Source organism: Klebsiella sp. LY, assembly GCF_004010915.1.
Lineage (GTDB): Bacteria > Pseudomonadota > Gammaproteobacteria > Enterobacterales > Enterobacteriaceae > Klebsiella > Klebsiella quasipneumoniae.
This window is the reverse complement of record NZ_CP022444.1, coordinates 4,993,513-5,019,216: the sequence shown is the minus strand read 5'-3', so window position 1 is coordinate 5,019,216 and position 25,704 is coordinate 4,993,513. Positions and strand designations below refer to the sequence as shown.

Annotated in this window: 24 protein-coding genes; 14 read left to right on the top strand and 10 right to left on the bottom strand. The window is 59.2% G+C overall.

Translation table 11 applies throughout. The features are described 5' to 3' along the window. Nucleotides 1-323 precede the first annotated feature (323 nt). Complete coding sequence (locus tag CE636_RS27630) at nucleotides 324-1,136, top strand: trypsin-like serine peptidase (protein WP_017900321.1); 813 nt, start codon at nucleotides 324-326, stop codon at nucleotides 1,134-1,136. Here the strand turns inward: CE636_RS27630 and CE636_RS27625 are convergent, their stop codons facing one another. Then, on the bottom strand, nucleotides 1,137-3,239 hold the full coding sequence (locus CE636_RS27625; RefSeq protein ID WP_025999251.1) for a putative bifunctional diguanylate cyclase/phosphodiesterase: 2,103 nt from the start codon (nucleotides 3,237-3,239) through the stop codon (nucleotides 1,137-1,139). Between CE636_RS27625 and CE636_RS29480 the strand changes: the two genes are divergently transcribed. Beyond that, nucleotides 3,211-3,324, top strand: coding sequence for an ArsR family transcriptional regulator (locus CE636_RS29480; RefSeq protein ID WP_224052065.1), 114 nt, complete (start codon nucleotides 3,211-3,213; stop codon nucleotides 3,322-3,324). The two genes, CE636_RS27625 and CE636_RS29480, sit on opposite strands and share 29 nt — an antisense overlap. A gap of 74 nt (nucleotides 3,325-3,398) precedes the next feature. Here CE636_RS29480 and kpnF read toward each other — a convergent pair whose 3' ends face one another. The 3 genes from kpnF to CE636_RS29720 all read right to left on the bottom strand — a co-directional run bounded on the left by kpnF (nucleotide 3,399) and on the right by CE636_RS29720 (nucleotide 4,381). Next, nucleotides 3,399-3,728 carry a multidrug efflux SMR transporter subunit KpnF gene (kpnF, locus tag CE636_RS27620; protein ID WP_004206057.1) on the bottom strand — a complete coding sequence of 110 codons (330 nt, stop codon included), beginning with the start codon at nucleotides 3,726-3,728 and terminating at the stop codon, nucleotides 3,399-3,401. After that, nucleotides 3,715-4,077 carry a multidrug efflux SMR transporter subunit KpnE gene (gene kpnE / locus CE636_RS27615; RefSeq protein WP_004206058.1) on the bottom strand — a complete coding sequence of 121 codons (363 nt, stop codon included), beginning with the start codon at nucleotides 4,075-4,077 and terminating at the stop codon, nucleotides 3,715-3,717. The genes kpnF and kpnE overlap by 14 nt, the downstream gene beginning before the upstream one ends. A gap of 118 nt (nucleotides 4,078-4,195) precedes the next feature. Beyond that, a complete protein-coding gene (locus CE636_RS29720; protein ID WP_004148297.1) occupies nucleotides 4,196-4,381 on the bottom strand; it encodes a hypothetical protein in 186 nt (61 codons plus the stop codon). Nucleotides 4,382-4,519: 138 nt separating this feature from the next. Between CE636_RS29720 and CE636_RS27610 the strand changes: the two genes are divergently transcribed. The 9 genes from CE636_RS27610 to mdcH all read left to right on the top strand — a co-directional run bounded on the left by CE636_RS27610 (nucleotide 4,520) and on the right by mdcH (nucleotide 12,839). Beyond that, entirely contained in the window at nucleotides 4,520-5,554 is a 1,035-nt protein-coding gene (locus CE636_RS27610) for an AI-2E family transporter (RefSeq protein ID WP_004206059.1), read from the top strand. A 221-nt stretch (nucleotides 5,555-5,775) separates the two neighbouring features. Then, nucleotides 5,776-7,431 (top strand): malonate decarboxylase subunit alpha, encoded by a 1,656-nt coding sequence (mdcA, locus tag CE636_RS27605; protein WP_017900319.1) that lies wholly within the window; start codon nucleotides 5,776-5,778, stop codon nucleotides 7,429-7,431. Then, nucleotides 7,431-8,273: a triphosphoribosyl-dephospho-CoA synthase gene (locus tag CE636_RS27600; RefSeq protein WP_017900318.1), complete on the top strand. Its 843-nt coding sequence runs from the start codon at nucleotides 7,431-7,433 to the stop codon at nucleotides 8,271-8,273. The genes mdcA and CE636_RS27600 overlap by 1 nt, the downstream gene beginning before the upstream one ends. Before the next feature lie 17 nt (nucleotides 8,274-8,290). Continuing rightward, nucleotides 8,291-8,590 (top strand): malonate decarboxylase acyl carrier protein, encoded by a 300-nt coding sequence (gene mdcC / locus CE636_RS27595; protein WP_017900317.1) that lies wholly within the window; start codon nucleotides 8,291-8,293, stop codon nucleotides 8,588-8,590. After that, nucleotides 8,583-9,416 (top strand): biotin-independent malonate decarboxylase subunit beta, encoded by an 834-nt coding sequence (locus tag CE636_RS27590; RefSeq protein WP_017900316.1) that lies wholly within the window; start codon nucleotides 8,583-8,585, stop codon nucleotides 9,414-9,416. The genes mdcC and CE636_RS27590 overlap by 8 nt, the downstream gene beginning before the upstream one ends. Next, nucleotides 9,416-10,216: a biotin-independent malonate decarboxylase subunit gamma gene (gene mdcE / locus CE636_RS27585; protein WP_017900315.1), complete on the top strand. Its 801-nt coding sequence runs from the start codon at nucleotides 9,416-9,418 to the stop codon at nucleotides 10,214-10,216. The genes CE636_RS27590 and mdcE overlap by 1 nt, the downstream gene beginning before the upstream one ends. A gap of 140 nt (nucleotides 10,217-10,356) precedes the next feature. Further along, entirely contained in the window at nucleotides 10,357-11,316 is a 960-nt protein-coding gene (locus CE636_RS27580; protein WP_017900314.1) for an AEC family transporter, read from the top strand. 3 nt (nucleotides 11,317-11,319) lie between these two features. Further along, on the top strand, nucleotides 11,320-11,937 hold the full coding sequence (locus tag CE636_RS27575; protein WP_017900313.1) for a malonate decarboxylase holo-ACP synthase: 618 nt from the start codon (nucleotides 11,320-11,322) through the stop codon (nucleotides 11,935-11,937). After that, nucleotides 11,937-12,839, top strand: a complete 903-nt coding sequence (gene mdcH, locus CE636_RS27570) for a malonate decarboxylase subunit epsilon (RefSeq protein WP_017900312.1) — start codon at nucleotides 11,937-11,939, stop codon at nucleotides 12,837-12,839. Before CE636_RS27575 ends, mdcH begins: the two co-directional genes overlap by 1 nt. Here mdcH and CE636_RS27565 read toward each other — a convergent pair. The 4 genes from CE636_RS27565 to CE636_RS27550 all read right to left on the bottom strand — a co-directional run bounded on the left by CE636_RS27565 (nucleotide 12,829) and on the right by CE636_RS27550 (nucleotide 17,273). After that, nucleotides 12,829-13,755 carry a LysR substrate-binding domain-containing protein gene (locus tag CE636_RS27565; RefSeq protein ID WP_004206070.1) on the bottom strand — a complete coding sequence of 309 codons (927 nt, stop codon included), beginning with the start codon at nucleotides 13,753-13,755 and terminating at the stop codon, nucleotides 12,829-12,831. The two genes, mdcH and CE636_RS27565, sit on opposite strands and share 11 nt — an antisense overlap. A 156-nt stretch (nucleotides 13,756-13,911) precedes the next feature. Continuing rightward, the gene (gene mqo / locus CE636_RS27560; RefSeq protein WP_244609905.1) at nucleotides 13,912-15,522 is read right to left on the bottom strand and encodes a malate dehydrogenase (quinone); all 1,611 of its coding nucleotides are present in this window, start codon (nucleotides 15,520-15,522) and stop codon (nucleotides 13,912-13,914) included. Nucleotides 15,523-15,829: 307 nt separating this feature from the next. Further along, nucleotides 15,830-16,750 carry an N-acetylmuramic acid 6-phosphate etherase gene (locus CE636_RS27555; RefSeq protein WP_017900310.1) on the bottom strand — a complete coding sequence of 307 codons (921 nt, stop codon included), beginning with the start codon at nucleotides 16,748-16,750 and terminating at the stop codon, nucleotides 15,830-15,832. A 199-nt stretch (nucleotides 16,751-16,949) separates the two neighbouring features. After that, on the bottom strand, nucleotides 16,950-17,273 hold the full coding sequence (locus CE636_RS27550; RefSeq protein ID WP_180944510.1) for a hypothetical protein: 324 nt from the start codon (nucleotides 17,271-17,273) through the stop codon (nucleotides 16,950-16,952). A 152-nt stretch (nucleotides 17,274-17,425) separates the two neighbouring features. On the opposite strand from CE636_RS27550, the gene CE636_RS27545 reads away from it, so the two are divergent. Both CE636_RS27545 and dcuR read left to right on the top strand, forming a co-directional pair. Further along, the gene (locus CE636_RS27545) at nucleotides 17,426-19,042 is read left to right on the top strand and encodes a sensor histidine kinase (RefSeq protein ID WP_017900308.1); all 1,617 of its coding nucleotides are present in this window, start codon (nucleotides 17,426-17,428) and stop codon (nucleotides 19,040-19,042) included. Beyond that, the gene (gene dcuR, locus CE636_RS27540) at nucleotides 19,039-19,758 is read left to right on the top strand and encodes a two-component system response regulator DcuR (protein ID WP_017900307.1); all 720 of its coding nucleotides are present in this window, start codon (nucleotides 19,039-19,041) and stop codon (nucleotides 19,756-19,758) included. The genes CE636_RS27545 and dcuR overlap by 4 nt, the downstream gene beginning before the upstream one ends. On the opposite strand, the gene CE636_RS27535 is transcribed toward dcuR, so the two are convergent. Both CE636_RS27535 and CE636_RS27530 read right to left on the bottom strand, forming a co-directional pair. Next, nucleotides 19,739-20,689 carry an FAD:protein FMN transferase gene (locus CE636_RS27535; protein ID WP_017900306.1) on the bottom strand — a complete coding sequence of 317 codons (951 nt, stop codon included), beginning with the start codon at nucleotides 20,687-20,689 and terminating at the stop codon, nucleotides 19,739-19,741. The genes dcuR and CE636_RS27535 overlap by 20 nt on opposite strands. A gap of 65 nt (nucleotides 20,690-20,754) precedes the next feature. Then, nucleotides 20,755-23,532: a flavocytochrome c gene (locus CE636_RS27530; protein ID WP_017900305.1), complete on the bottom strand. Its 2,778-nt coding sequence runs from the start codon at nucleotides 23,530-23,532 to the stop codon at nucleotides 20,755-20,757. A 641-nt stretch (nucleotides 23,533-24,173) separates the two neighbouring features. Between CE636_RS27530 and CE636_RS27520 the strand changes: the two genes are divergently transcribed. Continuing rightward, complete coding sequence (locus CE636_RS27520) at nucleotides 24,174-25,685, top strand: anion permease (RefSeq protein WP_017900304.1); 1,512 nt, start codon at nucleotides 24,174-24,176, stop codon at nucleotides 25,683-25,685. Nucleotides 25,686-25,704 lie beyond the last annotated feature (19 nt).

Sequence of the window (25,704 nt, the reverse complement as noted above, 5' to 3'; positions counted from 1 at the left end):
GAAGTTCTGGCGGGTAAACGTATTATTTTTGCGCATTCCGCTGACAAACCAGGAATAACCTTAAAGAAGTGTTGCTGCATTATTCGCCAATTTCAGTACGTTCTGATACACGAATGTTCTTGCGCCAGACCGCGCTTTCTGCGGAAATAGCAGCAGAAGGTTACTGGTATTAACCGATTGAAATCAGACGGTTTTACCCGCGCCAGGGCCCGCCGCGCGCAGATGAGACATGCCGTTTGGCCTGATAAGAATTATTGTTTACTTTCATAAACTTAAATCTCCTGCTACTGTCAATAGACATCATAGCCTCCCCAGAGAGTGATATGTGTAGAAACGTTCTGTTATTACTGTGTTCATTTTATCTGTTACCTCTGGGCGCACATGCCGATGATAACGGACTGAGCGCCAAAGATATTAAGACGTTGTTTTTCGGTCACGATGACCGTAAAGCGGTGAGCCGTCCGGAGGAGAGCCCGTGGGACGCGATTGGCCAGCTGGAGACCGCCAGCGGCAATCTGTGCACGGCGACGCTCATCTCCCCCAACCTGGCGCTGACCGCGGGCCACTGCCTGTTAACGCCCCCGCGCGGCAAGCCGGACAAAGCGGTCGCTCTGCGCTTTATTTCCCGCAAGGGAAACTGGGTGTATGAGATCCACGGCATTGACGGACGAGTGGATCCCGGGTTAGGCAAGCGCCTGAAAGCCGACGGCGACGGCTGGATCGTTCCCTCCGCCGCGGCGCCCTCGGATTTTGGCCTGATCGTGCTGCGCTATGCTCCCTCGGGCATCACGCCGATCCCGCTCTTCCCCGGCAGTAAGGCCGATTTAACCGCGGCGCTGAAGGCGGCGGACCGGAAAGTGACCCAGTCAGGTTATCCTGAAGATCATCTGGATAATCTTTATAGCCACCAGGACTGCATCGTCACCGGCTGGGCGCAAAACAGCGTCCTGTCGCACCAGTGTGACACCCTGCCCGGCGACAGCGGCTCGCCGCTGCTGCTGAAAACCGCAGACGGCTGGCAAGTGATCGCCGTGCAAAGTTCGGCTCCCGGCCCGCAGGATCGCTGGCGAGCGGACAACCGTGCCATCGCGGTGACCGGCTTTCGCGATAAGCTGGAGGCGCTGGCCGGAGAGTAATTACCCCTGCTGCTGGCGCCGCTGCAGCAGGTCGGCGATCGGCATCGGTTTACTGAAGTAAAAGCCCTGTAGCCGGTCGCAACCGGCCCGCCGCAGCAGCGCCAGCTGTTGCGGATCTTCAACCCCCTCAGCCACGACCGTCATCCCCAGCGCGCGGGCGATGCGCACCGTGCCGCGCACCATCTCCGCCGCCTGCGCATCACAGTCCACCCGCCCGGCGAGGGATTTGTCAATCTTCAGGCTGTCAAAACGAAAGCGGCGTAAATAGCCGATGCTCGAATAACCGGTGCCAAAATCGTCCAGCGCCACGGCGATGCCCTGGGCCTTCAGATTCTCCACCACCGCCTGCGAACGTTCCGGATTTTCCAGCACATAACTCTCCGTCACCTCCACTTGCAGGCGCGACGGCGGAAATCGGCAGGCAGCGACCGTCTCCATCACCCGGCTTTCAAAAGCCGGATCGCGAAATTGCGCCGGGGAGATGTTCACCGACAGCAGCAGATCGCTCACCGGCTGCAGGTCGCTGCAGGCACGTTGCAGAACGAACTGGCCGAGGGTGTCAATCAGGCCGCTGCTCTCGGCAATGGCGATAAATGCATCCGGCGCCAGCGCACCCTGCGGGCGACGCGGCCAGCGCAGCAGCGCTTCAACACCGGTCATCGTCAGGGTATCGGCATCGACTACCGGCTGATACCAGACCTCAAATTCATCCTGCTCCAGCCCCTGACGGATGCCATTCTCGATCATCAGCTGATGACGTCGCACGGCATCCAGCGCATCGTCATACCAGGCCGTCTGCCCCTTGCCGCTCTTCTTGGCGTGGTACATGGCGATATCCGCCCGGCGAAACAGTTCGGTACTGGAGCATTCCGCCGGGGTTCCGCTGGCGATGCCGATGCTGGCGCCGATATAAATTTTGCGTTTGCTCAGTGCCACCGGCGCTTTCAGCAGCTCCAGCGCCGCCCAGGCGAACGCCGCCGCCCGGTCGATCGCTTGTTCGCCGCTCACCGCCATGGCGAATTCATCCCCGCCCATTCTCGCCAGCATGGCCTCCGCCGGCACCCGTTTTTGCAGCGCGCTGGCGATATGGCGGATCAGGGCGTCGCCCACATCGTGGCCATAGTTATCATTCACATCCTTAAATCCGTCCAGATCGATAAACACCACGCACTGCATGTCGTGCTTACTCGTGTCGCACACCTGGCTTAACCGCAGCAGCAGCGCTCGTCGGTTGGGCAGCCGGCTGAGCCAGTCAATCAGGGCGATCTCCCGCGCCTGACGTTCGCCGCGGGCCAGCTTATACATGCCGAGGCTGCTGAACAGAATAAACAGCAGGATCAGGCTGGCGGCCACCCCGGCGATCAGCCGCATACTGCCTGATGAGGCCAGGGCCGCTTCGGCGCCGGGCAGACGCGGCTGCCACGCCAGATAGCCCAGCACCTCGCCTCCCTGCGTGCGCAGCGGAATACGGTGTTCGCCGGGGCTGTCGCTGAGATGGAGATGACTTATCTGGAAGGTGTCGCCTAAACGCTGCAGCAGCTGAGGACTGATGTGCCGGGTAATGACCAGATAGCGCCGGGTATCGTCAGCCACCTGCAGCCGGCCGGTCGTCGGCCGGATCAGGCCGATGCCGACGAAAGCGATCCCTGCCTCGGTGCGCGTGACGCCGGCGAAGGCGTTTTTGCCCTCGCGCAGAGCCTTTGCATGATAACGGATCAGGCTGGTCAGCCCGGCGCCGAGAAATGAAAGGTCTGTCCGGGGCATCACCTGACTCTGAAAGGCGCCCCACAGAATGTGATAATGTTCATCAAGGACAAAGGTGCCGTCGTACAGGTTATTGATTTTGAAGCCCGATCCCCAGGTGTCGTACAGCCATTTTTGATCCAGTCTGGGGGCGTAAGTCTGTGTCACCGCATCGTCCCAGATGGCATTGTCCAGCACCAGGGACAGCACCCGGTTGACCGATGTCTGCACCGCCCCTTCCACCGACAGGACCGAACGCTGCTGGTCAATTTCATTGGATTTGCTGGCAATGAGGTGTTGCGACAGGTAAAGCAGGGAGATCACCGACGCGGTGAGGCCGAGCCCGGCGAGAAAAATCATTATTGACAACGTCCTGGCGGAAGGAATTTTCCGCCAGCCGAAAGCTGTGAACATGCGCAGTCCTCATCGTCACCGGGCACAATAACTGCGGGGCCGGTCTTGAGGTAAGCATACTACAGCGGACCCGTTTTGCCGCCTGGCTTTGCAGGCGGCGCGACGTCAGGCGAGTTTAATTAACACCATGCCGGCAACCAACAGGATGACTCCCGCCCAGCCTTTGTTATTCAGGCGCTGGCCAAACAGCACCCAGCCGGCGGCGATGGTCGCCGCGATACCGAAGCCGCCCCACAGCGCATAGGCAACCGACAGATCGATGCCTTTTACCGCCTGCGAGAGGGCGCTGAATGCGCCCAGCACCGCCGCCAGCGACAGGATGCCATAGACCTTGCGGCGGAAACCGTCGGAAAACTTCAAAAAGACGTTGGCAATAATCTCCAGAACAATGGCGATAGCCAACCAGGCGGCGTGGATCCACTCAAACTGCTGCATGAGCCACCTCCTGCTTCGACGACGCTTTTTTCTGGGTGCCGGACTTAATCAGGACGATCCCCACCACCAGTGTGGTCAGACCGGCTATTTTCAGCAGCGACAAGCTTTCATCAAATAACAGAACGCTGAACAGGGTGATCAGCAAAATGCCAATCCCTTCCCATAACGCGTAAGCCACGCCGAGGGCAATTTTTTTAACTGCAAAGGCGAGAAAAATATATGACAGAGCTATCATGGCCAGCATTAAAATATAGCCGGTATGCCCACCGCTGATGCTTGCCCATTTCATCGACAACGTGCCGGTAATTTCAGCAACAATAGCTAAAGCTAATAAAATCCAATAAAACATGATCCCTTCTCCTGCTTGAGAATATAATCCATTACCGTTTACGCGACGCGTAAACCGGAAAATTTCTGACGTAGATTTCGCTGTGCGCTTGGCGCCAGCTCAGGCAGAAAGAAGGTGACTATAGGGCCGAATGCCAGTGCTGTTCGCCGGCAAAACGGGAAAAAGTGAGGGATACTGCGGGGTGATTTAAAATATACATCCTGAACTGATTGTCCATAAAATTACAATTATCCGCGGTGTTGCTTCTCGTCCGGTGCGGATGGAAATTGTCCTCAGTAGTTAAACACAGGTAGATTTGTAGCATAGTGCTACATTTAATTCAAAGACTTTGCAATTCTTTACGCCGCGGTTTTGCAGCAATGCGTTTTTTCTGAAAAAAAACGTCATTATGCTAATGTAACGCAACCTGTTAACAGGCAAGGAAGATTGAGGACGGGATCCTATGGCTAAACCTATTATTACACTTAACGGACTAAAGATGGTCATCATGCTGGGCATGCTGGTGATCATCCTGACCGGCATTCGCTTTGCGGCAGACATTATTGTCCCGTTTATTCTCGCGCTTTTTCTGGCGGTGATCCTTAATCCGCTGGTGCAGCTGCTGGTCCGCTGCCGAGTGCCGCGCGTGCTGGCGATCTCACTGCTGATAGGCCTTATCGTGATGTTAGCCGTTGTGCTGCTGGCCTCGCTGGGGACCTCGCTTAACGAGCTGGCGCGCACCCTGCCGCAGTACCGCAACTATCTCTACGAACCGATGCAAACCATCGCCCCCTGGCTGCAGCGCCTGGGTTTTACCGTCTCGGTGGTGGAGCTTAACAAATACATCGACCCCAACGCCGTGATGACCCTGGTCACCAGTCTGCTCACTCAGCTGTCGAACGCCATGTCCTCGATTTTTCTGCTGCTGCTGACGGTGGTGTTTATGCTGCTGGAGGTGCCGCAGCTCCCCGCAAAACTCCAGCAGCTGATGTCCCGCCCGGTAGAAGGCATGGGGGCTATCCAGCGCGCTATCGACAGCGTGTCGCATTATCTGGTGCTGAAGACCGCGATTAGCCTGGTCACCGGGCTGGTGGTCTGGGGAATGCTGGTTCTGCTGGACGTGCGCTTCGCCTTTATGTGGGGGCTACTGGCTTTCGCGCTGAACTATATTCCCAATATCGGTTCCGTACTGGCTGCCATCCCGCCGATCCTGCAGGTGCTGGTGTTCGGCGGCCTGTACGAGGCGCTGGTGGTGCTGGCCGGCTATCTGATCGTTAACCTGGTGTTCGGCAATATTCTCGAACCGCGGATCATGGGGCGCGGCCTGGGGCTCTCCACCCTGGTGGTGTTCCTGTCATTGATCTTCTGGGGCTGGCTGCTGGGTCCGGTCGGTATGCTCCTGTCGGTGCCGTTGACGATTATCGTCAAAATTGCCCTTGAGCAGACCAGCGGCGGGCAGAGCATCGCCTTCTTACTAAGTGATGTGAGCAAACAGTAACCCTTCCCCGGGCCGGTGGCTGACCGGCCCTCCTCTCCTTGTCAGCTGCCGTAGACCACTACGCCTTTTGTATTATTGATCCTCATCACAAAGGGCCACTCACCATTGTTACTCTGAGGCTAACGATTGGCCGCCGTGCTTAATTGATGCTCCGCGCCCCGCGTCGCACACTACCCTCCACCAGGACAAACAAAACGATTTGTCGAATCAGGAGGTTAATAATGAATGCCGAACAAACGACGGGGCGGGTCTGGAACCGTCGCCGGACGGAAAAGCAACGGCGGCTGGCCGAGGCCAACATCCCGGGCAAAGTCATCCCCACTGACCAGCTGGTCAGCGTACTGGAAAACCTGCTCGCCCCCGGCGACCGGGTGGTGCTGGAAGGCAACAACCAGAAGCAGGCCGATTTTCTCTCCCGCATGCTGGCGGAAGTCAATCCGCAGAAAATCCACGATCTGCATATGATCATGCCCAGCGTCGGGCGCAGCGAACACCTTGACCTGTTTGAAAAAGGCATCGCCCGTAAGCTCGATTTCTCCTTCTCCGGTACCCAAAGCCTGCGCATTTCGCAGCTGCTGGAAGATGGGCTGCTGGAAATCGGCGCCATTCATACCTATATCGAACTCTACTCCCGCCTGTACGTCGATCTGTCGCCTAACGTCGCGCTGATCGCCGGCTACAAAGCCGACCGCAAAGGAAACCTCTATACCGGGCCGAGTACCGAAGATACCCCGGCACTGGTGGAGGCCGCCGCCTTCCACGACGGCATTGTTATCGCTCAGGTCAACGAACTGGTGGACGACGAGTGCGATCTGCCCCGCGTCGATATTCCCGGCTCGTGGATTGATTACGTGGTGGTCGCCGACAAGCCGTTCTTTATTGAACCACTGTTCACCCGCGACCCGCGCCTGATTAAGCAAGAACACATTCTGATGGCGATGATGGCGATCAAGGGCATCTACGCAGAGCATCAGGTGCAGTCCCTCAACCACGGGATCGGCTTCAACACCGCCGCCATCGAACTGCTGCTACCGACCTACGGCGAACAGCTCGGCCTGAAAGGCAAAATCTGTAAACACTGGACCCTGAACCCGCATCCGACCCTGATCCCGGCGATCGAGAGCGGCTGGGTGGAGAGCGTGCACTGCTTCGGCGGCGAGCTGGGGATGGAAGAGTACATCCGCGCCCGCCCGGATATCTTCTTTACCGGCCCGGACGGCTCCATGCGTTCCAACCGCGCCTTCTGCCAGCTGGCGGGTCAGTACGCGGTGGATATGTTTATCGGTTCGACCCTGCAGTTGGATGGACTGGCTAACTCCTCGACCGTCACACGCGGCCGCCTTTCCGGCTTCGGCGGCGCGCCGAACATGGGCCACGATCCGCACGGCCGCCGCCACGCTACCCCTGCCTGGCTCAATATGATCACCGAGCCGGACCCAATGCAGCGCGGTAAAAAACTGGTGGTGCAGATGGTCGAAACCTTCCAGGCCGGCGTGAAACCGACCTTCGTTGAGACCCTCGACGCGGTCGACGTGGCCAAAACCTCCGGCATGCCGCTGGCGCCGGTGATGATTTACGGCGATGACGTCACCCACGTGCTGACCGAAGAGGGTATCGCCTATCTGTATCGTGCGGAAAGCCTGGAAGAGCGCCGGGCGATGGTCGCCGCAGTGGCCGGGATCACCGATATTGGCCTCGGGGTGGACGCAAAACGCGTGGCTGCCCTGCGTCAGAGCGGCAAAGTGGTCTACCCGGAAGATCTGGGTATTCGCCGCAGCGAGGCAACCCGTTCACTGCTGGCCGCCGGCAGCGTCGCCGACCTGGTGGAATGGTCCGACGGACTGTACAACCCACCGGCAAAATTCCGGAGCTGGTAATGAAAATTTTCTCTCCCCTGCACGCCGAAAGTCTTGTCAGCTGGCTGGCGGACACCGCCAGCGCCTGCCTGATTGACGAAGCCCGTCTGAGCCCGAAACCGGGTCTGGTCGACAGCCGCGGCAGTGGCGCGCATCAGGACCTCACGCTGGCGCTGATGGAACGCTCCGCCCGCAGCCTGCAGCCGACCTTCCACGCGCTGGCCCAGCAAAGCTGGCGCCGCCCGGCGGATATCGCGCTGCGCGAAACCGTCGGCCGCCTCGGTCGCGAAGGCGAAGCGCAGATGATGCAGGCCACCGGCGGGGTCAATACCCACCGCGGCGCCATCTGGGCGCTGGGGCTGCTGGTCAGCGCGGTGGCGATGTTGGGTGGAGAGGGTCAATCACAGACGATCGCCGACACCGCCGCCGCCCTCGCCCGCCTGCCCGACAGCCTGGCGCCGAAAAGCTTCAGTAAAGGGCTGCGCGCCAGCCGCCGCTGGCAGGTGCCTGGCGCGCGCGAAGAGGCGCAGCGCGGTTTCCCGCATATCACCGCCCTGGCGCTGCCGCAGTTACAGCAAAGCCGCGCCCGGGGCGCCAGCGAGCCGCAGGCGCGACTTGACGCGCTGATGGCCATCATGACCTCGCTGAGCGATACCTGCGTGCTGTCGCGCGCCGGCATGAGCGGCCTGCAGACCATGCAGCAGGGCGCCCGCGAGGTGCTGGCGGCCGGCGGTTGCGCCAGCGTCGCCGGACGCGCCGCCCTGGCGCGACTTGACGCGCAGATGCTGGCGCACAACGCCTCGCCGGGCGGCGCCGCCGATCTCCTTGCCGCCACCCTGTTTCTCGACCGGGTTGCCGGCTAACGCATTCAGAGGATGTTATGGAACAGATTACATTGTCATTTCCTGCCAGCCGCGCCCTCAGCGGCAGAGCGTTGGCAGGGGTTGTAGGTTCAGGCGATATGGAGGTGCTCTATACCGCCGCCGGGAGCGATACGCTCCGCGTGCAAATTACCACCTCGGTGGATAACAGCCAGGCGCGCTGGCAGGCGCTGTTCGACCGGCTGAACCTGATCAACGGCCTGCCCGCCGGGCAGTTGGTTATTCACGACTTCGGCGCCACGCCGGGCGTCGCTCGTATTCGTATTGAACAAGTATTTGAGGAGGCCGCTCATGCGTAACGATCGCAGCTTTATCGAACTGCGCGCTCGCGAACGCGCCCACGCCCTGCTGGACGACGGCAGTTACCGCGAACTGCTGGATCCGTTTGAAGGCATTATGTCGCCGTGGCTCGGCGCGCAGGGCATCGTCCCACAGTCCGACGACGGTATGGTGGTCGCCAAAGGCACGATCAACGGCCAGCCGGCGGTGGTGATTGCCATCGAAGGCACCTTCCAGGGCGGCAGTATGGGCGAAGTCTCCGGCGCCAAAATGGCCGCCGCGCTGGAGCTGGCGGCGGAAGATAACCGCAACGGTATCCCGACCCAGGCGGTGCTGTGCCTCGAAACCGGCGGCGTACGTCTGCAGGAGGCCAACCTCGGTCTGGCCGCCATCGCCGATATTCACGCCGCAATTGTCGACCTGCGCCGCTACACCCCGGTGGTCGGCATTATTACCGGTACCGTCGGCTGCTTCGGCGGTATGTCCATCGCCGCGGCGCTGTGCAGCTACCTTATCGTCACCCGTGAAGCCCGTCTCGGCCTCAACGGCCCACAGGTTATCGAGCAGGAAGCCGGCATTGAAGAGTACGACTCACGCAACCGGCCGTTTATCTGGAGCATGACCGGCGGCGAAATTCGCGCCGCCAGCGGCCTGGTCGACGCGCTGGTTAACGATGGCGTCAACGCGGTCAAAACCGCGATGAACGAGGCGATCGCCAAAGGCGTACCGGCGCAGCACCGCAGCGACAATTATGACGATTACCTGCGCCGTTTAAGCCAGTTCGACACCCGCCAGCAGGCGGATACCGCGCAGATTAAACAGCTTTTTGCCCGGGAGGAGAAATAATGAGCCAGTTCCCAAACCGCGCCGCGCTGTGGCTGAACAAACTGGCGCCCGACGCGCCGCTGATGAGTGGTCTGTGCCCTTCGGTGCAGGTCGCAGATGGCCAGATTGATGGCGAAAGCGTCCGCTTTATCGCCGTGGTACCTGACGCTAACAACCACTACCCGCGCGCCGCCGGCGGCGAAGTCGGCCTGCTGGAAGGCTGGACGCTGGCGAAAGTGGTCAACGAAACCATCGCCGCTGACGCCGATCAGCCTGTCAAACGGCCGATCGTCGCGGTAATTGATGTCCCGAGCCAGGCCTATGGCCGCCGCGAAGAAGCCTTTGGTATTCACCAGGCGCTGGCCGGAGCGGCAGGTGCCTACGCCAAAGCCCGTCTGGCCGGCCACCCGGTGATTGGCCTGATTGTCGGCAAAGCGATGTCCGGGGCGTTTCTGGCCCACGGCTATCAGGCCAACCGCCTGATAGCCTTTAACGATAGCGGCGTGCTGGTTCACGCGATGGGTAAAGCATCGGCAGCGCGCATTACGCTGCGTACCGTAGAGGCGCTGGAGAAACTGGCGGCGACCATCCCGCCGATGGCCTACGACGTCAGCAACTACGCTACGCTCGGCCTGCTCTCCGCCCTGCTTGATATCAACCATCCGGATGCGCCAGACGAAGGCGATCTGTCACTGGTCAGCCGTACCCTGCGCGACGCCATCGCTGACGCGCGCCAGGATCCCTCGCTGAAGTGCCGCCTGGGTGCGGAAAACCGCCGCAGTTCGCAGCAGGTCCGCGACCTTATGCGCGCCAGCTGGTAAGACGTTCGTTCGTACGTAAGTAGTAGAAGAAAACCTGCCGGAAGCCGTCCCCCGGAGCGCGTAATAACCGCGCCGGGCAGGGACGGCTTTTAGAAAAAATAACAATCGCGCCAGTACTCTATTTTATTTACAGGTGATTTATGACTTATGTGATTATTCATGCTCTTGCCCCGATTTTCGTCATTATGCTGCTGGGCTTCTGGGCCGGTAAGGCCGGGATGGTAGATAACAAAAACGTCTCGCTGCTTAATATTTTTGTAATGGATTTCGCCTTACCCGCCACGCTGTTTAGCGCGACGGTACAAACGCCGTGGGCCGGTATCGTCGCCCAGTCGCCGCTGGTGCTGGTGCTGACCGGGGCGATGTGGATCACCTATGCCGCGATCTACTTCCTCGCCACCAGCGTGTTCAAACGCACCCCGCAGGATGCCGCGGTGCTGACCCTCACCGTCGCCCTGCCAAACTATGCCGCGTTAGGTCTGCCGATCCTCGGCAGCGTGCTGGGTGAAGGCGCGTCAACCTCGCTGTCGGTGGCGGTCTCTATCGCCTGCGGCTCGGTACTGATGACCCCGTTCTGCCTGCTGATTCTGGAGCGTGAAAAAGCCCGCGCCGCGGGTGAAAACAGCGGTTCTACGCTGGCGATGCTGCCGGTGCTGATGTGGCGTTCAGTGAAAAAACCGATCGTCTGGGGCCCGCTGCTTGGGGTGGTGCTTTCCGCGATCGGCATTAAAATGCCGGACCTGCTGCTGGCCTCCATCAAACCGCTGGGCCTGGCCGCTACCGCAGCAGCGCTGTTCCTCACCGGGGTAATCCTCTCGGCGCGTAAACTGCAGCTCAATGCGCTGATCGCCACCTCCACCCTCGTAAAACTGCTGGTACAGCCGTTTATCGCCTGGGGTCTGGTGATGCTGCTGGGTCTGCATGGCTCCATCGCGATTACCGCGATCCTGATGATTGCCCTGGCCGCCGGCTTCTTCGGCGTGGTGTTCGGCAACCGCTTCGGCGTGCAGTCCCCGGATGCTGAAGCCGTGCTGTTGTTAAGCTCGGTTCTGTGTATCCTGTCGTTACCGCTGTTTATCTCTTTGACTTCAGGACTGTAAACCATGTCATCAACGCCGCGTCCCCACGATTTAGTTTGGTTAAACCACGCCAGCGCCCTGGAAGATATTGCCGAGCCGTGGGTGGTTCAGCAGTGGCGAGCCGCGCTGCCGGTGGTGGTGAGGCGCGACGTTGACGGCCAGGCCCGCATCCCGGTTGGGGTGCGGGGCATGAAGCGCGAGCAGCGCGCCGCCGGCTGGGTACAGGCGCAGAATATCGTGCGCAGCGTCACCCCGGAGATGCTGGTGGAGCGCGAGCGCCTGCTGGGCTCTCCTTTTGTTTCGCAGCCGCCGGTGCAGGCGGCTATCGCCCTGACGCTGGACGACTGGCCCTGGCGCTGGGGCGTCACCGGCAGCACTGGCTACGCGCTGGCGACCGAAATCCCGGTACTCCATGCAGCAAGCGATTTGGATCTGCTGATCCGCGCGCCGCAGCCGCTGGCCCGCGAGGCGCTGCTGGAATGGCAGTCCCGGGTGGCCAAGCTCCCGTGCCGCGCCGATACCCAGGTCGAAACGCCGTACGGCGCCTTCGCCCTCAATGAGTGGCTACGCGATGGGCGGGCGCTGCTGAAAACGTCACACGGTGCGCGCTTAACTACTGCGCCGTGGCGCAGGGAGGAATGATGAAGATTTTGTTTACTTTTCCCGGACAGGGCGCCCAGCGTCCCAACATGCTGGCGGCTATCCCCGACCGCGAAGCGATCCTCAGCCAGGCGCGCGCCGTGCTGGGGGATGAAGTCGAGACTCTCGATAGCGCTGATGCGCTAAAACACACCCGTGCGGTCCAGCTCTGTCTGCTGATCGTCGGGGTAGCCTGGGCGCGCGAGCTACAGCGCCAGGGCGTTAATCCGCAGATGGTCAGCGGCCTCTCCATCGGCGCCTTTCCCGCAGCGGTCATTGCCGGCGCGCTCGATTTCGCCAGCGCGCTGCGGCTGGTAGCCCTGCGCGGCGATCTCATGGAACAGGCCTATCCTGAAGGTTACGGGCTGACGGCGATTATGGGCCTGACCCGCCCGCGGGTTGAGGCGCTGATGCAGGGCCACGAGGTCTATCTCGCCAACCTCAACGCCGAAACGCAGATTGTAATCGCCGGACGCGATGAAGCCATGGCCGAAGTGGCACAGCTGGCGCTGCAGGCGGGCGCCAGCAAGGCGCAGCGGCTGGCGGTCAGCGTGCCATCGCACTGTGCGCTGCTGGATAAACCCGCCGCAGCGCTGGCAAAAGCCTTTGCCAACCTGACCTTAACGCGCCCGCAGTGCGCCTATTTAAGCGGCTCGACAGCGCGCGTGCTGTGGGAGCCGCAGCGGATCGCCGACGATCTGGCGATGAACATGGCGCGCACCGTCCACTGGCAGGAGGCGATGATCGCCGCCGATGAGCGCGACGCGCGCTTAGCCATTGAGATGCCCCCCGGCGGGGTATTGACCTGCCTGACCCGCCAGGCGGGCTGGCGCGGGGAGACCCTTTCGCTGGAACGCAGCGGCGTGGACGTTGCCCGCCATCTGGCGCAGCGGCTTAACGAATAAGGCTCCGGGCGTACATCCTTCCTTCCGCCGCCAGCGCCAGCAGGTCGGCATCGCGCTCGCGATGGTGTGAATAGACAATCGAGATCAGCTGGCGCATCTGGTACGGTTCCGCCAGCTTTAACAGCTGTACATCTTTTTCATAGACTTTCTTCATTCGCCCCGGCAGCAGCGCAAACCCGACGCCCGCCTGCACCAGGCTAATCATCGAAAAGATGTCATTCACCCGGGTGACGATCTCCGGCTCGAAACCAGCGATATGGAATGCTTCCCGAAATCCGGCATAGGTGGCGAACCCCTCCGCCAGCGACACAAACTTGCGATCGGCGTAATCGCGCAGGTCGGCGAGTTGTGAGGCATCCAGCTGCTCCGTCGCCGGGGCGGCGAGAAAAATATCGTCCTCAAACAGCGGCACCACGTCGAAAGCGGTATTATTGAATTCCCCTTCATTGGTGGCGATCAGGATAGCGTCGAGAGCGTCGTCTTCCAGCATATCCAGCAGCATCTGGTTAGAGCCCATGGTCAGATCCAGCTCCAGCTCAGGGCGCCGCAGCTTCATGCCCATGATAATGCGCGGGACGGTTTCCAGGGTCAGGGAATAAAGAGTGCCGATGCGCAGCCGCCCCTGGCCGACGCCGGCGACTTTGCGCGTCGCCTCAAGCCCCCGGCTCATCAGACTCATCACATCCTGACAATATTCCAGCAGCGTCCATGCCGCCTGCAGCGGCAGTAAATTGCGCCCTTTGTGAACAAACAGCGGGCAGCCCACCCCCTCTTCCAGCGTATGCAGCGCGCGGTGGACGCTGACGCTGCTGAGCTTCATCGCTTCGGCGGTTCTGGCGATATTGCCTTTCGCCATAAACATCATAAAGACCGACAACTTGCGGAAGGTGATCTCCTGGTTGATATCGTCTTGCATAGCCCTTCCACACTCCTGATTTGCTTTTCTTTTTCAATTCAAATCAGTATATCGTTTATGACGGCAAAGTTGCAGGCAGAGCGCGGCGCAGGCGGGGAATGGACGCAAAAAAGGGAAGACCGTGGTCTTCCCTTTTGTTCACTTTCAAGTTTGCTTTTACAGCGCCATATCATGCTGCGGCGAGGCGTCGCGCTGAGGCTCAACCGGCTCCGCGGTCGCGGTGGGCGCAGCCGCTGGCATCTGGATCACCGGCGGTTTCGTCAGCTGCAGGGTCGCGGCGGTATCATCCCAAACCTGCTGGGTCTGCGCCACGTTGCCGTTCAGCTTCTGGCCGTAGCTCGGCACGATCTGGTGGATACGGGTCTGCCACTCCGGCGAGTTAAACTGCGTCGGGAACATCTGCTTGAGCACATTGAGGGTGATCGGTGCAGCGGTGGAAGCCCCCGGCGACGCGCCAAGCAGCGCGGAAATGGTTTTCTGCTGATCGACCACCACTTCGGTGCCCAGTTTCAACACGCCGCCCTTCTCTGCGTCTTTCTTAATGATCTGCACGCGCTGGCCGGCCTGGATCAGCTTCCAGTCCTCTTTACGCGCGTCAGGGTAGTACTCTTTCAGCGCGGCGAAGCGGTCATCATCGCTGAGCATCACCTGGCTGACGAGATATTTCACCAGATCGAAGTTGTCGAGACCGACGTGGGTCATCGGCAGCACGTTGTCAGTGGTAGTGGTGCTCAACAGGTCGAAGAAGGAACCGTTCTTCAGGAACTTGGTCGAGAAGGTGGCGAAAGGCCCAAACAGCACCACGCGCTTGCCATCGAGGTAGCGGGCGTCAAGGTGCGGTACCGACATCGGTGGTGCGCCGACCGAAGCCTGGCCATACACTTTCTCGAGGTGCTGCGCGGTGACCGCCGGGTTCTCGGTCATCAGGAACGAACCACCCACCGGGAAGCCAGCATAGTTGTCCGCTTCCGGAATACCGGTTTTTTGCAGCAGCTTCAGCGCACCGCCGCCGGCGCCAATAAAGACGTATTTCGCATCGATGGTCTGCGCCTCGCCGCTCTGCACGTTCTTAATGGTCACGTGCCAGGAGTTATCGGCATTGCGTTTGAAATCGGTGACCTCAGAGGAGGTTTGCAGGGTGAAATGGCTGTTTTTCTTCAGGCTGCCGATCAGCTGCCGGGTGATTTCGCCATAGTTAACGTCGGTACCCACCGGCGTCCAGGTGGCAGCCACTTTCTGCTGCGGATCGCGGCCTTCCATCACCAGCGGCGCCCACTGTTTAATTTGCGCGTGGTCGGTGGAGAATTTCATCCCCTGGAATAAGGTGGTCTGCTGCAGCGCGGTATAACGCTTCTGCAGATAGTCGACATTATCGCCCCAGACGAAACTCATATGCGGCGTGGAATTAATAAAGGAGTGCGGGTCGTGCAAAATACCGCGCTTCACCTGTGCCGACCAGAACTGACGGGAAATCATGAACTGTTCGTTAATATCCAGCGCTTTGCTGACGTCAATCGATCCGTCCGCCCGCTCCGGCGTATAGTTCAGCTCCATATTCGCCGAGTGACCGGTACCGGCATTATTCCAGCCGTTGGAGGATTCCAGGGCCACGCCGTCCAGTTTCTCCACCATCGTCAGGTTCCAGTCCGGCTGCAGCGCCTGCAGCCAGGTGCCAAGCGAGGCGCTCATGATCCCGCCGCCAATCAGCAGGAAGTCGGTTTTTTTAGAGGTATCCGCTTCAGCATGCGTCGCCGCGCTGACGAACATCGCTAATGCGGTAAAGGAAATAATCGTTTTTTTCATTGCAGGCATAATAGAATTATCACGTAGCACACGGTAATAAGAGGCAGCATATTAACGCACTTTTACTTTATTTTAAAATATCATTTACACTCTCGCATTTTTAATCAAATAATTATTTAACTTAAAAAATCAGAGCGGCACTAAAAAATAAGCGTCGGCGTAAAATCTCACTGAAAATTCAGCGCAATTACCGGAATAAATAGAGGAGAGGAATTTCTTTAGTTAATAAAGTGCAGGCGCGCATACCGTTTGTGCGCGCCTGGCTAAAGGCTTAATGGGCGGGAGTGACAGCGCTGCGCTGGGCTTCGCGCAGGGCGAGACGCAGATGATCGTGATGTTTGGTCAGCAGCTCCCGCGCGTGCCAGGCGTCCAGCCCGCTGAGCAGCATCAGGATGGCGGTGCGGCACTGGTGGTGGCAGCTGGTCAGCGCGGCTTTCGCTTCGCTGCGCGTGCAGTCGGTGGCCGCCATGACAATCGCCACCTGCCGCTCCGCCCAGTGTGGACTGTCAGCCTGCAGATCCACTCGCAGGTTGCTGTACACCCGGCCGTCACGGATAGCGAGGCCCGTCGACACCATGTTAAGGATCTGCCGCTGGGCCAGCCGGGCCTTCGGATTGGTCAAGCCCGCCACCGCTTCCGGCCCGGTTTGCGGAGCAATAATAATATCCGCCAGCTGCGCCGCCTCGCTGGCCGCCTGCTGAGTCACCACCGCGATCGGAGCCCCCAGCGACCAGGCGTGGCGCATCGCCCCCCAGACCCATGGGGTCTTGCCGCTAACGGTAAGCGCCAGCAGCATATCGTGGCTGGAAAAGTCCAGCGACTGCAGCTCGAAGGCGCCTAGATCGTAATTATTCGCCGCGGTCTCCCGCTCGGCCATCGCCGGCGTCTGTCCACCTGCAATCAGCCCCACCAGCGCGTGTTTGCCTTCCGGAGAGTAGTCGCTGACCGCCTGGACAGCCGTGCGGCCTGATTCCCCGGCGCCGATAATAACCAGACGCCCTCCCCGGCTCATTGTCGCGGTGGCAATATCAATCAACCGGGCGATATCCGGCAAACAGGCGCCAACCGCCTCCGATATCTGCTTATCATCCTGATGCAGCATCGCCAGCATGTCGGCGGTGGCGAGGCGATCGATGTGGGTGGTATCCGGGTGACGACGTGCCTGCATTGACGCGGTTAGCGAACTGCTCATAACAACCTCCATTTACGACAGAAAAAGCGCATCTCGGCGAAATCAGCGGCCTGATGCATATCCTTATATTCATCAGGACTATTTAACCTCTGTCGCCACTATAAGGGGAATCTTCCGCGCTTTACCGCCGTCGGGGTCACAGTTTACCGTCCCGATCGCCCGTTCACGGGCAATTGCCGATTATCTGAACAATCCTGTCTCAGCTCTCATCTTCGCCGTCCGCCTGCATGGCCAGCCAGAAGGATTGCTGACAGAGGTTATAAAATTGTTTGCACATTGGCTGCACCACCAGGCCGGCGCTATCGATAACCTGCCACTCGATCCAGCACTCCGGGCAGGAGGCGGCATCCTGTTGCGGAAGTTCGAGTTCGTAGCGGTGCTGGATCACCACCCCGCTGCGATGTCGCCAGCGCGCGATCTCCCACTCTGCTTCCGCTTCATGGTCCTGTTCACGATGCTGCGCCAGTTGTTCAACGTGCTGTTGCCGGAGAATATCCCGGACCAGAGATGCCAGTTCCATCATGTCTGCCTTAAGCCTGTGGCGAAAAGCGACAGTTTATCGTGGACGGGACAGGGCTACCGTAGCAAAAGCGGCCTTTTGCTTTGATTACACGGCTTTATGAATGCCACGCTATCAGCGATAATAATCGTTTACTGACTCTATCCGGGATCGTCATGAAGGCATCAGAGCACCCGCCTCGCGTTCGTCAACGCGCCTTACCGCTAAAGCTGAGCACCGCCGTCTCCTTGATGATCGGCAGCGTGATCGGCGCCGTGCTGCTGCTGGTCTATGCCCTGTGGTATATGCAGATCAGCAATGCCACTCGCGATGGTCTGAAAGAGACCGCGCTGGCGGTGGCGCGCACCATGGCCGATATGCCGCAGGTGAAGCGCGGACTGGAGGCGCCGCCGCAGCAGCAGATAATTCAGCCGCTGGCGCAGGCCATCACCCGACGCAACGACCTGCTGTACGCTATCGTCACCGATATGCAGGGTATTCGCTATTCGCATCCGGACAGCTCAATTATTGGCAAACCCTTCATCGGCCACGATATCCAGCCGACGCTGCAGGGAAAAGAGAACGTGGCCATTAACCACGGCGTGCTGGCCCCGGCGCTGCGGGTGTTTACCCCGGTGTTCAACGATCAGCATCAGCAGATTGGCGTGGTGGTGGTCGGCATTTCGCTGAGTAAAGTGGACGAGCAGATCGCCAACAGCCGCTGGGACGTGCTGCTGACCATCCTGTTCAGCGCGCTGGTCTGCGCCCTCGGCACCTGGAGCCTGGTGCGCGGCCTGAAGCGCGTCCTGCTGGGACTGGAGCCGCACGAAATCTCCACTCAGTTTCAGCAGCGTCAGGCCATGCTTCACGCCCTCAAGGAGGGGGTGGTGGCCGTCGATGCCCATGGTGAGGTTAACCTGATCAACCCGGCGGCGCGCGAGATCCTCTTTTCCGGGCCGGACAAGACGCTCGCTCATACCCCGCTGCTCGCTGACCTGCAGACGGTTTTGCACAGCGGCGAGCCGATGTACGACCGCGAGCTGGGATGCAATGGCCTGTTGCTAATCAGCAACACGGTGCCTATCCGCAGCCAGGAGGCCGTGGTCGGCGCCATCTGTACCTTCCGCGATAAGACCGAAGTCAGCCAGCTGCTGCAGCGGCTGGACGGTATGATGAGCTATGTCGATGCCCTGCGCACCACCTCCCATGAATTTATGAATAAACTGCACGTGATCCTCGGCCTGCTGAATATTAAAAGCTATGGCAAACTCGAGGAGTACGTGCTGCAGACCGCCCATCGCTACCAGGCGGACATCGGCGATATTCAGCACCGCATAAAATCCCCGGTGGTCGCCGGCTTTCTGATAAGTAAAATGCAGCGCGCCACCGAGTGCGGCTTTACCCTTAAGCTGGCGGAAGAGAGCCTGGTGCCGGATTGCCCGAACGAGAAGCAGGTCACCGTGCTGGTGACGGTGCTGGGCAACCTTATTGAGAACGCGCTGGATGCCATGAACGGTCAGGCGGAGGGCGAGATCGGCCTGCTGCTGCACTATCAGGACGGCTGGCTAAGCGGTGAAGTGAGCGACGACGGGCCGGGGATCCCGGAAAACAACATCGACGCTATCTTTAACAAAGGCTTCTCCACCAAAGGCGAGAATCGCGGCGTCGGGCTGTTTCTCGCCAACCAGCAATTACGCGAGCTGGGCGGCACACTCGCCGTCGAGTCGGAACCCGGCGTATTTACTCAATTTTTTGTTCATCTCCCCTGGGATAGTAAAAGGAAACGTGCGTGATAAATGTGTTGATTGTTGACGATGATGCCATGGTGGCCGAACTGAATCGCCTGTACGTGGCAAGGGTTCCCGGCTTTCGTTGCAGCGGGAGCGCTTCGACGCTCAGTCAAGCCCAGGAGATGATTAACGATCCGCAACAGGAGATCGATCTGGTGCTGCTGGATGTCTATATGCAGCAGGACAGCGGGCTCGATCTGCTGCCGACTATCCGTCAATCGGGGCGCGCCATTGACGTCATCATGATCACCTCAGCGGCGGATGCCGCCACGGTGCAGACCGCCATGCATTACGGGGTAGTCGATTACCTGATCAAACCCTTCCAGTTTCCCCGTTTTGAAGAGGCGCTCACTACCTGGCGGGAGAAGCGCAAGCTGATAACCGGCCAACCCTATTACGAGCAGGCCGACGTTGACCGCCTGCTGCACGGCGGCACGCCGGAGGCCAGCGACGCGCGCAAGCTGCCCAAGGGGCTGACCGCGCAAACCCTGCGCACGCTGTGCCAGTGGATTGACGCCCACCCGGACGTTGAATTCTCTACCGATGAGCTGGCGGCGGCGGTGAATATCTCCCGCGTTTCCTGCCGTAAGTATCTGATCTGGCTGGCGCAGATCAATATTCTCTATACCACTATCCACTACGGCGCCACCGGGCGGCCGGTCTATCGCTACCGGCTGGTGGCCGAACAGTACAGTTTGCTTAAGCAGTACAGTCAATAACGCGGTAGCCGCTATCCAGCGCCGCAAAGCGCAATCGCTGCGGCGATGAAAGTATAATGTCGCGATTTTTGGTGACGAAAATCGCGTCGATATCCTGCCGTTGACGCAGCGCTGCACAGCCTTTCTCGACGCCGAGACCGAACAGCAGCGTGGTCCAGATATCGCCGTCTAAAGAATCAGTGGAAATCACCGTGACGCTGTCGAGTTCGTTATCCAGCGGGTAACCGCTGCGCGGGTCGAGAATATGGTGCCAGCGCCTGCCATCCTGCTCGAAATAACGTTCGTAGGTGCCCGAGGTGACCACCGACTGTCCGTTAACCGTCAGAGAGCCGATCAGCGCCTGCGCATCGGCAAACGGTTTTTTCAGGCCAATGGCCCATTCGCCAAGGGTATGCACGTTGCCGCCGAGGTTGATCAGCGCCTTTTCCACCTGCTGCTGACGGAGATAATCACGCACCCGGTCAGCGATATAGCCTTTGGCGATCGCCCCAAGATCCAGCTCCATCCCCGGCTGCTGAAGAAACACGCTGCAGGTTGCCTCATCCAGGATCACCTCTTGCGGGCGGGTCAGCGCCAGCCGGGCCCTGATTTCGCCGGCGTCAGGCACGCTGTGTCCCTGAAAGCCAATTCGCCACAGCTTCACCAGCGGCCCAATCGCGAGGTTAAAGGCGCTGTCGCGCACCATGCTGGCGGCTTTGGCGCACTGAATGAGCTGAAAGACCGGGCGGCTGACCGTCACCGGGTGACGTCCGGCGGCGTGGTTGATATCCATTACCTGCGACTCGACGCGGTTAACGGTAAGCAGATCTTCGTAGCGTTTGATTAACTGAAATACGCGGGAGGCCAGCGCCTCATCATGGTTGCAGAGTTTGAGCAGGATGGGAGAACCCATCAGAACGGTGGAGTAGCTATAGACGCGGTTATCAGACATCGGGCTCTCCTTAGAAGGGATAAGCCGGGCGGCGAGAGCGCCAGCCCGGCATCAGCAATTACGTCTTATCCTCTGGCGCGTTTCGCCGCCTGGCGACCCGCGAGGGTGCCGAAGATGATGATATCCGCCACCGCGTTACCACCGATACGGTTGCCGCCGTGGATCCCGCCAACCACCTCACCGGCGGCGTAGGCGCCGCGGATCGGCTGCCGGGCAACGTCCAGCACTTCGCCATCGGTGTTAATGGTCACGCCGCCCATGGTGTGGTGCACCCCCGGGGCGATACGGATGGCATGGAACGGACCTTCGTTAATCGGCGCGCGCAGCGCGGTGGTACGGCCAAACTGTTCATCATGCTGTTTTTCCACCGCCCCGTTGTAGCACTCGAGGGTGGCGAGGAAGGCATGGTAATCCATCCCCAGTTTATCCGCCAGTTCACGCGGCGAGCTGGCGCTGGTGACGAAGCCTTTGGCGATGTACTCATCGGCGGCTTTGTTTTTCGCCCGCACATGTTCGTCAAAGACGATGTACGCATAGTGTTCCGGTAGGGCGATAATCGCCGCGGAGACTTTATCGCGGGTCTCCATTTCGTTGAAGAAGCGGTTACCCTGCTGGTTGACGAGGATCGCCCCGCCGCCACGAATCGACTCGGAAATCAGATAGGAGGTCTGCTGTTCAACGGTCGGGTGGATTTGAATTTCGCCCATATCCACGGTACCGGCGCCAATGCGCTCCAGCAGCGCGATACCGCTCCCGGTGGCCCCTTTGTGGTTGGTGGTGACGAAGCCTTCGAGGTCAGGACGATACTTCACCACCATCGCGCTGTTGGCGCTGAAGCCGCCGGTGGCCACCACAATGCTTTTAGTCTGGACCTCTACGATCTCGTTTTCGTCGTTGATCAGACGCACACCGCTGACTTCATCGCCGCTCATCAGGATCTCTTCCACCGAGGTATCCAGCAGGACGTCGATGCCGCGTTTGGTGATGTTGCGCACCAGGCCGCTAATCAGATAGCCGCCGACCGCTGACCCGTCGCGCGGACGGTGGGTGCGGTCAATGCTCATCCCGCCGGTGGTAGTGATATCGTTGAGCATAATGCCGCGGTCCGCCAGCCATTCAATGGCTTGCGGGGCATTCTCCACAAAGCGGCGCAGCAGCTGCGGATTGTTTTTATTGTGCCCGCCCCTCAGGGTTTCCTGATAGAACAGCTCTTTGCTGTCCTGAATGCCTTTCACGCGCTGGAAGCGGGTCTCCGCGGCGTTCATCCCGGCGGAAGCCTTGATGGTGTTCCCGCCAATGGTCGGCATTTTCTCGACGATCAGCACGCTGGCGCCTTCGTCGTGAGCCTGAATGGCGGCCGCCAGGCCGGCGCCGCCGCTGCCGACGACCACCACATCATAGCTTTTCGGCGCAGCTTCATTGCCGCCCTCTTCCGCCGCCAGCGCTTTGCTCGATTTCAGCATCGCTTTGGCGACCGCTTTTTTCACCGCCTCGCTCTGGCTGGTGGCCCCGGAAATGGCGTCGACGTGCGGGGTATTGGCGGTGAGAATACGTTCGCGGATCTCTTCGAAGCTGGTGGTGAACTCCACGGTCTGCACCGGGCTCGCCGCCAGTTCGATATCGGCGATATGGTCATTTTCGAGGCTGACGTTGATCACCAGTTCATTGGCGTCATCCTGAACGGTTTCAACAAACATCCCCGGCTTAAATTTAGCGTCGCCCATGCTCATGTCGCGGATCATCGCTTCCACCAGTGAGAAGCGCCACAGCGGTTCCGGAATGTGCAGCGCTTCGCGCTGGGTGCTGTCGATAAACAGCTCCAGCTCTTCACCCGCGGCGATACGAGCCGCCCAGTCAGGATAGGCGATGCAGGCGCGGCCCACAGCGATCAGGTCATAGCCGTGATCGAGGCCCAGCTCGGCATCGGCAACGTTAACCACCCCGCCGACGCCCATCACCGGCACCTGAGCCAGAGTGTCAGAGCGCATGGCGCAGTATTTCTCGATCAGCGGCGTCGGGTCGCTGGTATCGACGATAGAGGGACGCAGGGTCGCGCCCACCGAGAAGTGCAGATAATCGACGCCGCGAGCGGCCAGTTTTTCCAGCAGATACATGGTGTCATCGAAGCGGATCCCCGGGACCTCCATCTCTTCTGGCGAGAAGCGGTAGCCGATGATAAAGGCATCGTCAGCGTACTGGCGGGCCATTTTATGGGTGATGTCGAGAACCGCCAGCGGGAAACGGGCGCGATTGTCGCGGCTACCGCCCCATTCGTCGTCGCGCTGGTTGGAGTTTGGCGAATAGAACTGCTGAATAAGGTAGGTGTTGGCGCCGTGAATTTCGACCCCATCGAAGCCGGCAAGGATAGCGCGGCGGACGCCCTCGCCAAACTTGGCGATCATCCCCTCCACTTCTTCTCCGCTCAGCGCCCGCGGCATCGCGGCGCCCTCACGCGGGGCGGCGATGGCGCTCGGCGCCACGGGCTGACGTCCGCCAATCAGCTGCGGGTCGACCATGCGGCCGCCGTGATAGATCTGCAGAATCGCTTTCGAACCTTCCGCTTTAATTGCTTCAGCGATTTTCGCCAGGCCGGCGATTTTTTCATCGTTATCGATACCGATAGCGCCCGGGAAGGCCAGACCGTAGTCATCAATAAAGCAGCACTCAACAATAATGGTGCCGATACTGCCGGCGCGGGCGCGGTAGTACTCCACCAGCTCGCTGGTGACAGTCCCGTCGAAATAACCGGTGCAGGTGGTCATCGGCGCCATCAGCAAACGGTTTTTCAGCTCCGTACCATTTGGTAAAGTAAATGGCTGCAAAATACGTTCGTTACTGGTCATAAGTTACGCTCCAGATTTTGAAATATTAAAAATTCAGAATGGGGTGACGGAATCATTAATGGTTGTGGTTTTTTAATTCCTGTTGTCATGCTAATAATATAGCGACTTTTTTAGTTACTAAATCAATTACGTTAGTTATAAAACTATTTAACCCCAGCAATAACATCGCCACCCCTATTGTATTATTAAAATAATAAATAGCATTTACATAATACAAATGAAGGATAACATTTTAGATACTTCCGTTAACATTCAAAGCGACCAGCCATCAAGATTATTTGTCTTTATTTCATATACATACACAGATATCGAGTAAAAACAGCATTAATTGTACATTTTTATTTTAACATTTATCGATATTTTCGCCAAAATAACACCTCATCAGATAGGGTTATATCGAAAATAAAAAAATAGTGAAATCACCTGCTTTTCTTGATCTCGATCAATTGCAACGACCATTGAAAGCGCAATATATAAATAACCAACAAATTTAATTTAACGCCCATCAAACCGCGTTAAATAATCGCCACGACGATACTCAGAAACGCAAAATAAAAACTAAAGTAACTTTTGTAATTAAAGAAGTCACTGAGTTCATCGCTGGCGGAAACGTTATTTTCAACAACTTGCAGATACTCATTATGAAAGAGAAAAAGACAACCATACCGCCTGCCGGTGCAGTCAATCCAACGACTGCGAATAAAAAACGTCTCCTGATGATGGCGCTGCCGATTATCGTTGCTGTGCTGTTACTTTTCGTCCCGGTCCCGGACGGCCTGCCGCCGTACGCCTGGCACTACTTCGCTATCTTCGTCGGGGTGATCGTCGGGTTGATTTTTGAACCACTGCCTGGCGCCGTTATCGGCATCACCGGCGTGGTGGTCATCGCCCTGTGCAGTCAGTGGCTGCTGTTCAGCCCGGAACAGATGGCCGCACCCGGCTTCAAAATGGCTGGCGCCTCCTTTAAGTGGGCGGTGAGCGGCTTCGGCAACTCCACCGTGTGGCTTATCTTCGGCGCCTTTATGTTCGCCGCCGGCTACGATAAAACCCAGTTCGGCCGCCGCCTGGCGCTGATTCTGGTGAAATATCTCGGCCGTCGCAGCCTGACGCTGGGCTACGCCATCACCTTCGCGGATCTGCTGCTGGCGCCGTTTACGCCGTCGAATACAGCGCGCAGCGGGGGCACCATTTACCCAATTATCGCCAACCTGCCGCCGCTGTACGGTTCAAAACCGAACGATCCGAGCGCGCGTAAAATCGGTTCCTATCTGATGTGGGTAGCGATCACCGCCGCCTGTATCACCAGTTCGATGTTCCTGTCGGCACTGGCACCGAACCTGCTGGCGCTGGCGCTGGTAAAAAGCATCGTCGGTATCAACATCTCCTGGGGCACCTGGTTCATCGCCTTCCTGCCGCTTGGCGTACTGCTGATCCTGACCATGCCGCTGCTGGCCTACTGGTTCTACCCGCCGGAAGTGAAAGTCAATAACGAAGTGCCGCTGTGGGCCGCTCGTGAACTGGAAAAACTGGGCAAACTGTCGCGCAATGAGATCCTGCTGCTGGTGTTCGTCTGCTTCGCGCTGATGATGTGGATCTTCTCCGCCGACTGGATTGAACCGGCCCTGGCCGCCCTGCTGGTTATCGTGCTGATGCTGTGGACCGGCGTGCTCTCCTGGAGCGATATCACCAACAATAAAGCGGCGTGGAACACCTTTGTCTGGTTCGCCACCCTGGTGGCGCTGGCCGACGGCCTCTCATCCACCGGCTTTATCGCCTGGCTGGGTAAAGAGGGCGGCGCGCTGATGAGCGGTATCTCCCCGGGGATGGCGACCATCGTCCTGCTGCTGGCGTTCTACCTGCTGCACTATCTGTTTGCCAGCACCACCGCGCACACGACCGCGCTGCTGCCGGCCATGCTGACCATCGCCGCCACCATTCCGGGAATGAATATGGAAGTGTTCGTTCTGCTGATGGTGACCTCGCTGGGCGTGATGGGGATCATCACCCCGTACGGTACCGGCCCGAGCCCGATCTACTACGGCAGCGGCTATCTGCCGACCAAAGATTACTGGCGCCTCGGCACCATCTTTGGCGCCATCTTCCTGGCCGCCCTGCTGCTGATTGGCTATCCGTGGATGTCCATGATGTTCTGATTCATAACCGCCGGGAGCA